The organism is Enterococcus sp. DIV0724b (genome assembly GCF_050531475.1).
In the GTDB taxonomy this organism is placed as follows: Bacteria; Bacillota; Bacilli; order Lactobacillales; family Enterococcaceae; genus Enterococcus_L; species Enterococcus_L haemoperoxidus.
The window spans coordinates 2,758,356-2,772,782 of sequence record NZ_CP172890.1 but is presented as its reverse complement, the minus strand read 5'-3'; the positions used below and the strand labels follow the sequence as shown (position 1 = coordinate 2,772,782).

Here is a 14,427-nt window from a genome sequence, read left to right as displayed (position 1 = left end):
TTTCATTGAAAGAAATGAATAGTAAGTATGAGCTGAGAGGAAAAGTTGAACTATATTTGTTTTCCTAACTTATTCTTATTTTCTTCGAGTATCCTGGATAGTCCGATAGTATTTTTCAGTTAAGCTACTATCTTTATTTGTATAGTAGTACAACTTATCTTTAGTCTTGATTTCTAAAATTGGTTTTTTATCTGTTAAAACAAGTAAATAAGCCGGTTCAGAATTAACCTGAAATTCTCCAGTTAAATAATTTTCTGTTGCTGTTCCGAAAATACGGAGTTTGTCTTTCGGGAGGTTATCAACCAATTTTACGGATTCAATTTCATTCCAAGCAATCTGTTTATGTTGACTTAATGGAGCGGATAATGAGATGCCGTTATGAGTTGTAGTCAATTCAAATGGATTACTCGAAAAATCACTGATCAGCATCGGGATACTTGCTCCAACTAGAGCAACCAAAACTAAAATTCCGGTTAGACCTAAAGTTAATTTTCCAACGGGTCTGCCTAAATTGACAGAGATATTCATCCCAACGCGATCTGGTACCATGATTCTTTTATCATTCGGATTAATATAGATTCCGTATTTCCAGTATTGATCTTCATCACTGTAACGGTATTCCTTCGCTTGTGCAATCAAGTCATCTTGTTTTTTTCTAGAGGAGAATAAATAATAAAAAGTGAAAATGACAAATACAAGTATAAGGATAGTGTAACCAATTGAAAATGCCATCATTTGTTCATAAGGAACTACTAGAGAACTAGTTGGCAAAAAAGCCAAAGGACTCAAAACAAATGCTGAAACAGCCATCAAAACAGACCAATGATGACGCATTTGGTCATTGACCTTTTGATTGATTGTTCCATTGCTTGTGACGGATTTAACTGGAAAACGTGCAATAAAATAATAAAAAAGTAAAAACATTCCCATTATAAGGAGAGAAATAAGGCAAATAAGCCAAGTGCCATTAGACAATCCAAGGGTTGTAAATGCATAAATACAACCTGAAAGAGTAATCAAAATGCTAGGTAAAAACCACCAAACAGAAATCAATTTACGATTTTTATTGGCTACTAATGTTGTATCAACTAAAATTGGGCTTGTTGGTAAAATCCAATTATTTTTGACTTTTACTGTCGTCATTTTACGAATATAGACAACTTGTAAGTAAAAAGAAGCCCCAATCATGCCAATGATCATTACCAGAAAATAGAGCAATGTCAAAGAATCATAAGGAATCAAAACAATCGGCAGAGCAATAATAGTGAAAACTAACGCCAATTGCAGCAATCTTTTTTTGTACGTTCTACTAACCAATAAAACTTGATCATCTTGCAGTTTATCTTTAGGTAAAGTCGTTTCTAAAAGAACATTCTTATGCGGATTTGCAGGAATTCTCCCAGCAAATGCCATTAAAAAGTTGACCCCAACAAGTAATAAATAAAGAAAAAAATTCATTTTCAACACACCTTTTACTGTTCAAATTTTTGATAAATCTGTTTCACTTTTTCTTGTACCATACTTTCTGAAAGTTTATGAATAGAAGCTTCAGCTAATAAAAGTTCTAACGCTTTTGAAAAACGCTCCTGAAATGGCGGATCAATCGTTTGTTTTTCAGCCACTTTGGTTCCGTTTCTACGATCGGTTAAAATGTATCCATCATTTTTTAACAACGTATAAGCCTTTGAAACAGTCATCATATTTACACCAATTTCGTCAGCCATTTGTCGAACAGATGGCAAAATTTCTCCAGGCCGCAGCTTATTTGTGGCAATACCAAGAATCAATTGGTTACATATTTGCTGATAAATCGGCATTTGGCTTTGAGTATCTATTTCTAATAACATATTTTCACCTCTTTTTTAATCCTTTGTATTACATATAATAATACAAGTGATGCAAAGAAGCAAATTTATCTTATCAAAAGCTTGAGGGATTGAAGATTCAGGCATATAATAAATAAGGAATAGGATGAATGAAAGGATGAATCAATATGTCAGTAATCGAACCAACAGTAACACAAAAATTTCACGATACCTTTGCGAAAAACAATAAACATAATGCCTTACAACGCGGGGTTGTCAAAAATGGTATTACCGCTTCAGCTCAAAATCAAAGTGCCGAAGTAAATAATGTCCCTGTATTTTCAGTTGACATCACAACTGGAAAAGTAGCAAATCAAAAACAAAGTGGACGTTGCTGGATGTTTGCTGCATTGAATACGTTTAGACATAAAATGATCAACAGTTTTAATTTAAAAGATTTCGAACTTTCTCAAAACTATACATTTTTCTGGGATAAATATGAAAAATCAAATTACTTCTATGAAAATATTATTGCAACAGCGGATCAAGAATTAGACAGTAGAAAAGTAGCTTTCTTATTAGCAACACCTCAACAAGATGGTGGACAATGGGATATGATCGTTTCTCTTTTCCAAAAATATGGCGTTGTGCCGAAAACAGCGATGCCTGAAAGTAGCAATAGCTCAAATTCTCGTGACCTAAACAATTATTTAAACAAAAAATTAAGAAAAGATGCAACAGTTTTACGTGAGTTGATCGCGAGCGGAAAAACAGCTGCAGACGTTCAAACAGCCAAAGAAGCAATGTTAGAAGAAATCTATAACTTTTTAGCAATTTCATTAGGAACACCTCCAGAAACATTTGACTTTGAATATCGTGATGAAGAAAAAAATTATCATCTAGATCAAAATCTAACACCACACTCTTTTTATGAAAAATATGTGGGTGTGAATCTTGATGATTATGTGAGTATAATCAATGCGCCAACAGCTGACAAACCATACAATCAAACGTATACTGTAGAAATGCTTGGAAATGTTGTAGGCGGCAAAGAAGTCAAATATATCAACGTGGATATGACTACATTCAAAAAATTAGCAATTGCTCAATTAGAACAAGGAGAATCTGTTTGGTTTGGTTGCGATGTAGGTCAATCTTCAACAAGAGATAGTGGGATTATGTCTCTAGATGCGTACGACATGAATGATTTATTCGATATCGATTTCACTATGACTAAAGCACAACGTTTGGATTTTGGTGAAAGCCTAATGACTCACGCGATGGTTTTAACTGGTGTCGATATGATCGATGGTGCGTCAACTAAATGGAAAGTAGAAAATAGTTGGGGCGAAAAAGTTGGCGATAAAGGATTCTTTGTGATGAGTGATGCGTGGATGGATGAATATACGTATCAAATCGTTGTTCGTAAAGAACTTTTGTCACCAGAATTACAAGAAATATGGAAACAAGAGCCAACTGTTCTAGCACCTTGGGATCCAATGGGCGCTTTAGCGTAGTAATGGTTTTTGTTTCGTGAAGAAGAGTCCAAAAATTGAAAAAATAAATGCGAGAGCGCGAAATAAAACGAAAGATCAGTTTTTGTTTCGCGCTCTAAATCCGAATAAATCGTTTATTTAACGAAACAAAGGAATAGAATAAAACGCATAATAAATGAACTTCAAAAAGGAGTAAAACCAATTTATTTTAACTATATGTAAAATAATTGAGTTAGGTTATTGACTTTTTTTGAATATCAAGGATAATCATAGTTAGAAAGCGCTTTCTTTTTTGTTAGGAGTGAGACAGTGGAAAATAAGAAAACAAGAAATATTAGTTGGATGCTAGCAGCTATCTTTTTGGGATACACGTGTATTTATGTAGATAAAACGACAATTGGTATGTCACTAGTAACGATTGCAAATGATTTAGGCTTTGATCCGCAGCAAAAAGGATTAGTATTGAGTGCTTTTTTTCTAGGATATACGATCTTCCAAATACCGTTTGGCTATTTATCTAATAAGATTGGAACGAGAAAAATGATGATCACCTCCGTTTTTTTAGTAGGAATTTTCCTCTTTTTATTTGGATTCGGCTTTTCTTTATTATATTTGATTTTGATCCGTTTTATGACTGGAGCTGTGGCACATTCTGGTTACCCATCTTCAGTAAGTACGTTTATTTCACAAGAACTGCCTATGGAAAAGCGAGGTCCGGCACAATCCACAATGATTGCATCATCAGGTTTTGCAGCAATCGTAGGTCCATTATTGATTGCCCCGTTATTACTGCAAGTTGGTTGGCATAAGACATATTTTTTTTTAGGAGTGGCTGTTTTATTGATTGCCGTTGTAATGTCTTTTGTAATTCCTAAAGATTTTGGGGGAGTAAAAGACCAGTTAAAAAATAAGAATGTTATTTCATTTCGAGAAGTGTTGAAGGACCGAAATGTGTTGATTTTGATTTTTGCAGCATTTTTTATCAATGCTGCGCTATATGGACTCAATGGCTGGATGGCGACATATCTTGTTGAAGCACACGGGTTGGCATTAACCCAAACAGCCTATGTAGCAGCTATTATTGGTTTTTTCACAATGGCTGCAGCTATGTTGGGCGGTCTTATAGTGAATAAATATTTTATTGGAAAAGAGAAAAATGTGATTTTTGTAGCAACGATCGGTGGGGGGATTTTTTCTGTTTTAGTTTCAGTTTTCGGAACATTTTTGATGAGTATGATTGCGTTAACATTCTCTGTGGTTTTTGCTAGTTTAGCATTTGCTACGCTAATGAGTATCCCGGTGAAACTATTTCCATCGGATGAAGTATCTGCAAAATATGCAACGATCAATGCAATTGGTGTATCAGGTGGCTTCGTTGCACCTACGATTATAGGAGCTCTAATCAAACTTTCAAATGGTGCTTTCTTCAGTTCCTTTTTATTTATAGGAATTTCATTCGTTGTTGCAGGAGGAATTACCTTACTGGTTCAAAAAAATAACGAATCTTAGTTCAGGATTTTGAAAAAATGGAAAGGTTATGAGAAAATGTTTACAGGAATCACAAGTAAGTTTAAAGTAGGAAATCACTATTAGAATTGAATCCAAGAACTCATTTATTGATAAACTATGATATTCTTGTAGGCGTTTTAACTCATTGCCCTAAGTTGATTGGCACTTAACCATTCTTCAAAATCAGGTAGAAGTTAGTGAGGCGATAGCGCCCGATATTCAGATGTAAAATCGCAATTCTTTAACAAGCGCGTGATCTAAACATTCTCCTTAAATTCTGACATAATTAAGCACCACAATAGTTTGAATAAAGAAAGAACGGTATTAGTTTTCAATGCCTAAAAAAAGATAGAAATTATGTATAATCTAAATTAGATGGAAGAGAATTACGGGAGAGACTAGTCATAGCACCGAAGGAATAAATGATCAGTGGCGCAAACTATTGATTGTGAAGATCTCAGGTAAAAAGGACCGTAATTGGACATCACTCTGGAAAGCGGAAGCACCGAAGGAGCAACTCTTCAATATGAAGACGAATCTCTCAGGTTTTGTACAGAGGAGCAGGCATTTTTTAAAGATGCCTGCTCCTCTGTTTTTATATCGTTATTTTAGTTTGGAGGTGTCTTAGTAAAGAACGAAAAATAAAAAGAAGCAAAGGAGTAGAAAAGATGGATTTAAAAACACCTTTATACGATGCACATCTTAAAGCAGGCGGGAAAATGGTTTCATTTGCTGGCTACATGCTACCTGTCCAATATAAAGATGGCGGTGTGATCAAAGAACATTTAGCCGTTCGAAATCAAGTAGGACTATTCGATGTTTCCCATATGGGGGAAGTTGTTTATGAAGGAAAAGATGCGTTAGCAAATTTGCAGTATGTATTAACAAATGATTTTAGTAATTTGGAAATTGGTCGTGTTAGATACACTTTGATGTGTAACAAAAACGGTGGTGTAATTGATGATTTACTCGTATATAAATGTAGCGCTGAAAAATATTTATTAGTGGTCAATGCAGCAAATAGAGAAAAAGATGTAACTTGGATGAAACAGCACTTATTCGGTGAAGTTGAGTTTTCAGATCAATCAGATCGGTTTGTTCAGATTGCATTACAAGGACCAAATGCCAAAGAAATTATTGGACAACTAACCAAAGAGGAAGAGATTCCTAAAAAGTATTATAGCTTTGTTGAAGACGCTAATGTTGGGAGTGTGTCCTGTATTTTGTCGCGAACAGGCTATACAGGTGAATTTGGATATGAATTATACTGTCGACCAGAAGATGGACTTAAATTATGGGACTTGTTATTAAAATCAGGTCAAAAATATGGCATTATTCCATGCGGATTGGGCGCTCGTGATACCTTACGATTAGAAGCTGGAATGCCGCTTTATGGTCACGAAATGACGGAAGAAATCACGCCACTTGAAACGGATCTGAGCTTTGCTGTCAAAATGAATAAAAAAGAATTCATCGGTAAACAAGCAATCCTTGATAAAGGAGAGCCCAAAATCACTAGAATCGGTCTACAGCTAACAGAAAGAGGAATCGCACGTGAAGGGGCGAATATTTATTTCAATGGTAAAAAAATTGGACAAATAACCTCTGGTACAATGTGTCCGTTTATTAATAAAGCTTGTGCGATGGCTTTAGTTGAAAAAGGCATCGTAGAAATAGGTTCACCTATTGATGTAGAGGTAAGGGGCAAGAAAATTACAGCTGAAGTTGTCGCAATACCGTTTGTAAAAAAATAATTGGAAGAAAAGGAGTCGTTTAATATGGAAAATACAGCAGAAATGAAGTTTTCAAAATCACATGAGTGGGTACTGTTTGATGGAGATAAAGTAAGGATCGGCCTTTCCGATTATGCACAAGATCAGTTAGGGGATATTGTTTTTATTGATTTACCAGATGAAGGCGACGAGGTAATCAAAGGTGAGTCATTTGCTGATATTGAGTCTGTTAAAGCTGTATCAGAAGCATATTCTCCAATCACAGCGACGGTTTCAGCAATCAATGAAGAGTTGATGGATAGTCCAGAACTGATTAATTCAGCACCTTTAGAGTCATGGTTGATCGAGGTGGAAGGAGTCGAAGAAATCGAAGACTTACTGAGCGCTGATGAATACAAGAAATTCTGCGAAGAATCTGAGGAGGCATAATGAATGGGTAACTATCTTGGATCAACAGAACAACAACAACAAGAAATGCTAAAGACGATCGGCTTAAAAGAGATGAGCGATCTTTATCAAGTTCTTCCAAAGGAAATGATCGTAGAAAAACTAGATATTCCAGCAGGGAAGTCAGAGTTTGAAGTGCGACGTATTTTGGAAAACATGGGGAAGAAGAATAAAGTTTTCTCAAGTATTTTTCGTGGTGCAGGTGCGTATAATCACTATATCCCGGCTATTGTAAAACAAATCTCAGCGAAAGAAGAATTCATGACATCATACACACCTTATCAACCTGAAATCAGTCAAGGCTTATTGCAGTCGATTTTTGAATATCAAACGATGATTTGTGAAATCACTGGAATGGATGCTACGAACGCTTCTGTTTATGATGGTGCAACAGCGGCAGCAGAAGCAATCAATATGTGTTTAGAGAAAAAACGGTTGAAAGTGCTGATTTCAGAAACGACTAATCCCATGACGATCCAAACTGCATTGACCTATTTTAGTTCTAGAGATATTGAATTTATCATGATTCCAGAAAAAGACGGGCTGACCGATTTAGCTGTTTTACAAGAAAAATTAGATGATACAAGTGCTTGTTTCATCGTTCAACAGCCAAATTATTATGGCGGGATCGAGCCTGTGGAAGCGATAGCTGAAATGGTTCACACAGCAAAAGCTAAGTTCATTATGAGCGTGAACCCAGTTGCTAGTACAATTTTGAAAACAGCTGGCGAAGTTAATGCTGATATTGCAGTAGGAGATTCACAACCATTTGGGTTGCCGTTAGCTTTTGGTGGACCCTATATTGGTTTTATTGCTACCAAAGAAAAATTGATTCGAAAATTACCAGGTCGTATCGCGGGAGAAACGGTAGATGAAGCTGGTAACCGTGCGTTCGTTTTAACGTTGCAAGCACGTGAACAGCATATCCGCAGAGAGAAAGCAGCTTCGAATATCTGCTCAAATCAAGCACTTTGCGCGTTAACGAATGCTGTTTACATGAGTACGATGGGTGCGCGCGGGATTCAAGAAGTAGCAGAGCAATGTTATAGTAAAGCACACTATTTTGCTGATCAATTAAGTCAAATCAATGGCGTAAAACGAAATAATGAGAACCCTTTTTTCCATGAATTCGTTACAACATTTCCAGTAGCAACTGAATCTATACTAGCTAAATTAGAAGAACATGATATTTTAGGTGGTTATCCTACAGAGCAAGGGTTATTATGGTGTGTTACAGAAATGAATACTAAAGAACAAATAGATGAAGCCGTTGAATTGGTGAAGGAGGTATGTGTTCAATGAAATTGATTTTTGAACGTAGCGTAGAAGGATATTATAATGAAATGATTTCACCTTGTGATGTGCCGACTACCGATCTCCCAGAAGAACTAAAACGTCAAACAGAACTGAATCTACCCTCACTTCCTCAACCGGAAATCAGCCGTCATTACACAGAATTAGCCAATGCAACTTTTGGCATCAATAATGGATTTTACCCACTGGGCTCATGTACGATGAAATATAATCCTAAAATAAACGACGAAATGGCCGCTTTTTCAGCTTTCGCTGCTATTCATCCATTGCAGCCGGAACATACTGTTCAAGGATCACTAGAAGTTTTTACCATGACAGAAATGCTGCTAAAAGAAATTACTGGAATGAATGCGATTACTTTTCAACCAGCAGCTGGAGCTCATGGGGAGTTTACGAGTTTATTGATGATCAAAGCATATCATGAAAAAAATGGTCAGGGGCAAAGAAATAAAATTATTGTACCTGATTCTGCTCACGGAACAAATCCTGCAAGTGTGGCGATGACTGGCATGACTACGGTCAACATTCCTTCCGATAAATACGGATGTGTCGATATCGAGGCCTTAAAAGCTGCAGTTGGAGAAGACACGGCCGGCTTGATGCTGACAAACCCTAATACAGCAGGGATTTTTGATAAAAATATTTTAGAAATCACAAAAATCGTTCATGATGCTGGTGGGTTGAATTATTATGATGGTGCAAATTTAAATGCCATTATGGGTGTTGCACGTCCGGGAGATATGGGGTTTGATATCATTCATTTAAATTTACACAAAACTTTCTCAACTCCGCATGGCGGCGGTGGACCAGGGTCTGGCGCTGTAGGGTGTAAAACTTTATTAAAACCATTTTTACCTAATTATTATCCAGTCAAAGAAGGTTCGCAAATCACTTTTACTAAACCGGAGTATTCAATTGGGATGGTTAAAGGATTTTATGGTCAGTTTTCGGTGTTCTTGCGGGCATTGACTTATATCTTATTTCTAGGATCAGAGGGGATCTCATCAGCTTCTAAAAGTGCAGTGTTGAACGCTAATTATATGCTCCATGAATTAAAAGATATTTTTGAAGTGCCATATGGTGAATCTTGTATGCATGAGTTTGTTATGAGTTTAGATAAATTGAAGAAAGAAACAGGTGTTTCAGCATTAGATGTAGCTAAAGGAATTCTGGATCATAATATGTATCCACCAACAATGTATTTCCCACTGACGGTGCCAGAAGCGTTAATGGTAGAACCTCCTGAAACTGAGTCAAAAGAACGAATGGATGATGCAATTGCAGTTTACCGTAAGCTTTATGAAGAGGCACATAAAAATCCAGAAGCCTTTCATGCTTACCCATTACACGCGCAAATCCATCGAGTGGACGAAGTAAGAGCGGCTAGACATCCAATTGTTCGGTATGATTTTAAAACGAATTAAGGAGAGGAGAATAAAAAGGTGAAGTATGATTTGATTGTGGTCGGTGCGGGTCCAGGTGGTTATGTTGCGGCAATCAAAGCAGCTCAGTTGGGCATGAAAGTAGCGCTTGTTGAAAATGATCGTGTTGGTGGTACTTGTTTAAATAAAGGGTGTATTCCAACTAAAACATTATTACATTCGGCTGAAACAGTCCGTGAAATCAAAAACGCTAGCGAAAATGGTATCAAGGTCAGTAATCTTCAAATCAATATGGAAGAACTCTATGCGAAGAAAAATAAAGTCGTCGATAATCTAGTTCACGGAATTGAAGGCTTAGTCAAAGCAAATAAAATCGAATTGATTTTTGGGAAAGCTCAAGTTATCAAAGCAGGTGTAATCAAAATAGATGAAACTACTTACGAGACCAAAAAAATCATGATTGCGACAGGTTCCACCCCAACTATTCCACCGATCCCAGGAATTGATCTACCAGGCGTATTAACGAGCAATGAACTTTTAACAGAACCAAATGATTATAAAAAAATGACTATTATCGGCGGTGGCGTGATCGGTGTAGAGTTTGCTATGATTTTTAATGAGTTGGGCTGTGAAGTAACGATTATTGAAACGGCGGCTACATTATTACCGAATTTTGATAATGAGATTTCAAAGAAATTAGCGTTGGTTTTGAAGAAACAAGGCATCAAAGTGGTTACAAAGGCCGTTGTTACAACTATTTTTAGAGATCAGTATTTGACATGTACTTACACTATCAAAGGGAAAGAAAACACTGTAGAAGCTGATGCAATTTTGATTGCTACAGGTCGAAAATCAAATTTTGAAGGGGTTTTTGCACCAGAGTTGAATGTGAAAATTGAAAATCAAAGCATTTGGGTTGATGATTATTTTGAAACATCCATCAAAGGTATTTATGCGATTGGAGATGTAGCGAGTCGTGGCATACAACTCGCACATTTGGCTTCTGCTCAAGGTGTGAATGCTGTTTTAGCAATGAATCAACTTCCTGTTGAGTATGACTTAAATGTTGTTCCTTCTTGTGTCTATACAACACCGGAAATCGCGTCTGTTGGTATCACAGAAACTAGGGCAAAAGATCAAAACAGTTCAGTAATAGTCGGCAAATACAATATGGCAGGCAATGGGAAGACGATGATTGCAGGGGCTTCTTTAGGCTTTATCAAAGTCATTGCAGATGCACAGAGCAAAAAAATTATTGGCGCACAGTTGATGTGTGATCGAGCAACGGACATGATCAGTGAGTTTACAACTGCAATTGTTAATGGATTAACGATTAATGAAGTGACTGCCATCATTCATCCGCATCCAACTTATAATGAAGGTATAGGAGAAGCGTATGAGAATCTTCAAGGTCTTGGAATCCACACAATTCCTAAAAAATAAAAAAATAGGACCAATAATCTGAAATCTTTGGTACTATAATAAGAGAAGCTTCTTATCCGTTAGTTTTGTTTGTATTATTGGTTTTTACAATGGCATCAGAAGCTACTAGCTTTAAATGAAAAGGAGAAAAATAATGCTGACAGAAAATCAAAAGAGATTTGCCGATAGCTTAGAAGACGAACTGATCCAAATTAGAAGACATCTTCATCAAAATCCAGAAATCGGTATGGAGTTGCCAAATACGGTTGCTTTTGTAAAAGAGAAGCTCACAGAGTATGGTTATGAGCCACATCCTTGTGGAGAATCAGGTATCACAGTTATCGCTGGTAAAAAGACTGGGAAAACATTTTTACTGCGAGGGGATATGGATGCACTACCGATTCGTGAATTAACTGATCTTCCGTTTAAATCTGAAAATGGCTATATGCATGCATGTGGTCATGATATGCATACAACGATGTTACTTGGAGCCGCTAAACTTTTAAAAAATTTCGAAGATGAACTTGAGGGTCAAGTAAAATTACTATTTCAACCAGGTGAAGAAATTCTTTCTGGCTCAAAAGACTGTATCGATAATCATGTATTGGAAAATCCTAAGGTAGATGCAGGGATGATGATCCACGTTTTTCCTTTTAAAGGATATAAAGCCGGACAAATCATGCCGACACCAGTTGGAACTTTTATGGCCAGTGCTGACTGGTTTGAAATCAATATCAAAGGACGAGGTGGGCACGGCTCTCAACCAGAGACATCGATCGATCCAATCAACGTAGCCGTTCATATTTATACAGCCTTACAAGAACTTTCAGCGAGAGAAATTGGTTCAGAAGAACGTTTTGTACTAACGATCGGTGAGTTTACTGGAGGTACCCCAGGTGCTTCGAATATTATTCCAGAAACAACCGTGATGAAAGGGACACTACGTACCTTAAAAGAAGATGTTCGTACACAAGTCAAAGAACGAATGACAGTCATGGCAGAAAATATTGCGAAAGCGTTTCGTGCCGAAGCGGAAGTGATCTTCACCAATGGTTGTACAACGAATGTGAATGATCCACAGTTGACGGCTTTTACGAAAGAATCATTAACAGAAACCTTCGGAGCTGAACGAATTGTTGCTATTCCAACATCAACTCCTCTTATGGGAAGTGAAGATTTTGGTGAGATAAGTCAATTGATTCCAACAACGACCGTTCTGTTGGTGGCATCAGAAGAAAATATCAATCTTCACAATCCAGCGATTATTTTTGATGAATCAGTCTTAGTCGAGGGAACGAAAGTTTACGCAGATACAGCAATGTCCTGGTTGAAAAAAGACTAAAATTCGTGATACTTTTTAATAAAAAACGGGTAATGAAGCGGAGGAGAAAAAGTGGTCAAAACAGATATTGAAATTGCACAAGAAGCAACTATGTTACCTGTCACCAAAGTAGCAGAAAAAATTGGGTTGAATGCAGACCAGTTTGAATTATATGGAAAATATAAAGCAAAAATCGAAGTTGAAAAAATAACAGCCGACAAAAAAGGGAAAGTTATTCTAGTTACCGCCATCACACCAACACCAGCTGGTGAAGGAAAAACAACAACGGTTGTTGGCTTAGGGGACGCGTTAAATCGAATTGGCAAAGATGCAATTATTGCATTGAGAGAGCCTTCTTTAGGACCTGTTTTTGGGATCAAAGGAGGAGCCGCTGGCGGTGGCTACGCTCAAGTTGTACCGATGGAAGATATCAATCTTCATTTTACCGGTGATTTTCATGCAATCGGTGCAGCGAACAACTTGCTAGCAGCTATTATTGATAATCATATTTTCCAAGGAAATGAATTAGGAATTGATAATCGCCGAATTACATGGAAAAGAGTAGTCGATATGAACGATCGTCAATTAAGACATGTGGTTGATGGTCTAGGTGCTAGGGTCAATGGTGTTCCTAGAGAAGATGGGTTTGAAATCACTGTGGCATCAGAAATTATGGCCATTTTATGTTTATCTAATGATATCGAAGATTTAAAAACAAACTTAGGTAATATTATTATTGGGTATACGTACGACAATCAGCCAGTTACAGCGAGAGAATTAAATGCCCAAGGTGCAATGACGGCTTTATTGAAAGAGGCAATCAAACCTAATTTAGTTCAAACATTGGAAAATAATCCTGCCTTGATTCATGGCGGACCCTTTGCAAATATTGCTCACGGTTGTAACAGTGTGATCGCAACCAATGCTGCTAGAAAATTAGCTGATTATGTTGTGACGGAAGGTGGTTTTGGTGCAGATTTAGGTGCAGAAAAATTTATCGATATCAAATGCCGAAAATCGGGTATTCGTCCTTCAGCTGTCGTTGTAGTAGCAACTGTCCGTGCGCTTAAAATGCATGGTGGCGTGCCCAAAAATCAACTTGGCGACGAAAATATTGCGGCATTAACAGCTGGATTGCCAAATCTTTTAAAACATATTGAAAATACAACGACTGTGTTTGGTTTACCAACGGTTGTGGCAATCAATAAATTTCCTACAGATACAGATGCAGAGCTTGATCTTGTGAAGAAAGAATGTCAAAAACGCAATGTGAATGTGGTTCTTTCAGATGTCTGGGCAAATGGCGGAGCTGGTGGAGAAGAACTAGCAAAAGAGGTTGTTCGTTTGTCAGAGCAAGAAAATCATTTCTCTTTTGCTTATCCAGATGAACTGTCAATCAAAGAAAAAATTAGTGCAATTGTGGAAAAAGTGTACGGTGGAAGCGCTGTAAGGTATGAACCGATTGCTGAAAGAGAAATCACTAAACTGGAAAAACTTGGTTTTGGTCATTTGCCAATTTGTATGGCTAAAACACAATATTCATTGTCAGACGATCAAACTAAATTGGGAAGACCAACTGACTTTACGATTACGATCAGTAACATCAAGATTTCGGCTGGAGCAGGATTTATCGTTGCGTATACAGGAACAGTGATGACGATGCCTGGATTACCTAAAAAAGCAGCTTATGAAAAAATTGACGTTGATTCTGATGGGAAAATTGTGGGTCTTTTCTAGAATGAAACCAACAATTAAGTGATAAACGAAAACCTCAATCATTTGATCAAGTACAGATCGAATGATTGAGGTTTTTAATGATAGTGGTTCAAAAACCGAATTTAGCGTGGGACAAAACTAAAAAACAGTTTTGTTTCGCGCTCTAAATCCGAATAAACGGCGAGAAAAAAGCAGATCCTTCGGAAATAAGCTTTTGTCTCGGCCTCCTCTAATTAAATAAATGGATATGTGTCTTGACACATAAATGTTTCTCCCTTAAAA

General features: G+C 37.0%; 11 protein-coding genes and 1 riboswitch. Of the genes, 9 read left to right on the top strand and 2 right to left on the bottom strand.

The window, feature by feature from the left end; genetic code table 11:
* Positions 1 to 75 precede the first annotated feature (75 nt).
* Both IGJ02_RS12840 and IGJ02_RS12835 read right to left on the bottom strand, forming a co-directional pair.
* On the bottom strand, positions 76 to 1,458 hold the full coding sequence (locus IGJ02_RS12840) for a DUF5808 domain-containing protein (RefSeq protein WP_010762785.1): 1,383 nt from the start codon (positions 1,456 to 1,458) through the stop codon (positions 76 to 78).
* 14 nt (positions 1,459 to 1,472) lie between these two features.
* On the bottom strand, positions 1,473 to 1,847 hold the full coding sequence (locus tag IGJ02_RS12835; RefSeq protein ID WP_010762786.1) for a GntR family transcriptional regulator: 375 nt from the start codon (positions 1,845 to 1,847) through the stop codon (positions 1,473 to 1,475).
* A gap of 146 nt (positions 1,848 to 1,993) precedes the next feature.
* Here IGJ02_RS12835 and IGJ02_RS12830 point away from each other — a divergent pair, with 146 nt between their 5' ends.
* The 9 genes from IGJ02_RS12830 to IGJ02_RS12790 all read left to right on the top strand — a co-directional run bounded on the left by IGJ02_RS12830 (position 1,994) and on the right by IGJ02_RS12790 (position 14,166).
* Entirely contained in the window at positions 1,994 to 3,322 is a 1,329-nt protein-coding gene (locus IGJ02_RS12830; RefSeq protein WP_010762787.1) for an aminopeptidase C, read from the top strand.
* Between the two features lie 288 nt (positions 3,323 to 3,610).
* Positions 3,611 to 4,810 (top strand): MFS transporter, encoded by a 1,200-nt coding sequence (locus IGJ02_RS12825; RefSeq protein ID WP_430602242.1) that lies wholly within the window; start codon positions 3,611 to 3,613, stop codon positions 4,808 to 4,810.
* 379 nt (positions 4,811 to 5,189) lie between these two features.
* Positions 5,190 to 5,294, top strand: a riboswitch (glycine riboswitch).
* 184 nt (positions 5,295 to 5,478) lie between these two features.
* On the top strand, positions 5,479 to 6,564 hold the full coding sequence (gene gcvT / locus IGJ02_RS12820) for a glycine cleavage system aminomethyltransferase GcvT (RefSeq protein WP_010762789.1): 1,086 nt from the start codon (positions 5,479 to 5,481) through the stop codon (positions 6,562 to 6,564).
* A gap of 24 nt (positions 6,565 to 6,588) precedes the next feature.
* Complete coding sequence (gene gcvH, locus IGJ02_RS12815; protein ID WP_430602241.1) at positions 6,589 to 6,972, top strand: glycine cleavage system protein GcvH; 384 nt, start codon at positions 6,589 to 6,591, stop codon at positions 6,970 to 6,972.
* Positions 6,973 to 6,975: 3 nt separating this feature from the next.
* Positions 6,976 to 8,292, top strand: a complete 1,317-nt coding sequence (gene gcvPA, locus IGJ02_RS12810) for an aminomethyl-transferring glycine dehydrogenase subunit GcvPA (RefSeq protein WP_010762791.1) — start codon at positions 6,976 to 6,978, stop codon at positions 8,290 to 8,292.
* Positions 8,289 to 9,728 (top strand): aminomethyl-transferring glycine dehydrogenase subunit GcvPB, encoded by a 1,440-nt coding sequence (gcvPB, locus tag IGJ02_RS12805; protein ID WP_430602240.1) that lies wholly within the window; start codon positions 8,289 to 8,291, stop codon positions 9,726 to 9,728. The genes gcvPA and gcvPB overlap by 4 nt, the downstream gene beginning before the upstream one ends.
* Before the next feature lie 18 nt (positions 9,729 to 9,746).
* Entirely contained in the window at positions 9,747 to 11,129 is a 1,383-nt protein-coding gene (gene lpdA, locus IGJ02_RS12800; protein ID WP_430602239.1) for a dihydrolipoyl dehydrogenase, read from the top strand.
* A 133-nt stretch (positions 11,130 to 11,262) separates the two neighbouring features.
* Positions 11,263 to 12,450, top strand: coding sequence for a M20 metallopeptidase family protein (locus IGJ02_RS12795; protein ID WP_430602238.1), 1,188 nt, complete (start codon positions 11,263 to 11,265; stop codon positions 12,448 to 12,450).
* A gap of 51 nt (positions 12,451 to 12,501) precedes the next feature.
* A complete protein-coding gene (locus IGJ02_RS12790) occupies positions 12,502 to 14,166 on the top strand; it encodes a formate--tetrahydrofolate ligase (protein ID WP_430602237.1) in 1,665 nt (554 codons plus the stop codon).
* The last annotated feature ends 261 nt before the right edge of the window (positions 14,167 to 14,427 follow it).

Bases quoted from the DNA above. Each gene is read 5' to 3' on its own strand.
- IGJ02_RS12795 (WP_430602238.1), top strand. From the start codon at position 11,263: ATGCTGACAGAAAATCAAAAGAGATTTGCCGATAGCTTAGAAGACGAA.
- IGJ02_RS12835 (WP_010762786.1), bottom strand. From the start codon at position 1,847: ATGTTATTAGAAATAGATACTCAAAGCCAAATGCCGATTTATCAGCAA.
- IGJ02_RS12830 (WP_010762787.1), top strand. From the start codon at position 1,994: ATGTCAGTAATCGAACCAACAGTAACACAAAAATTTCACGATACCTTT.
- IGJ02_RS12840 (WP_010762785.1), bottom strand. From the start codon at position 1,458: ATGAATTTTTTTCTTTATTTATTACTTGTTGGGGTCAACTTTTTAATG.
- gcvH (WP_430602241.1), top strand. From the start codon at position 6,589: ATGGAAAATACAGCAGAAATGAAGTTTTCAAAATCACATGAGTGGGTA.
- gcvT (WP_010762789.1), top strand. From the start codon at position 5,479: ATGGATTTAAAAACACCTTTATACGATGCACATCTTAAAGCAGGCGGG.
- gcvPA (WP_010762791.1), top strand. From the start codon at position 6,976: ATGGGTAACTATCTTGGATCAACAGAACAACAACAACAAGAAATGCTA.
- gcvPB (WP_430602240.1), top strand. From the start codon at position 8,289: ATGAAATTGATTTTTGAACGTAGCGTAGAAGGATATTATAATGAAATG.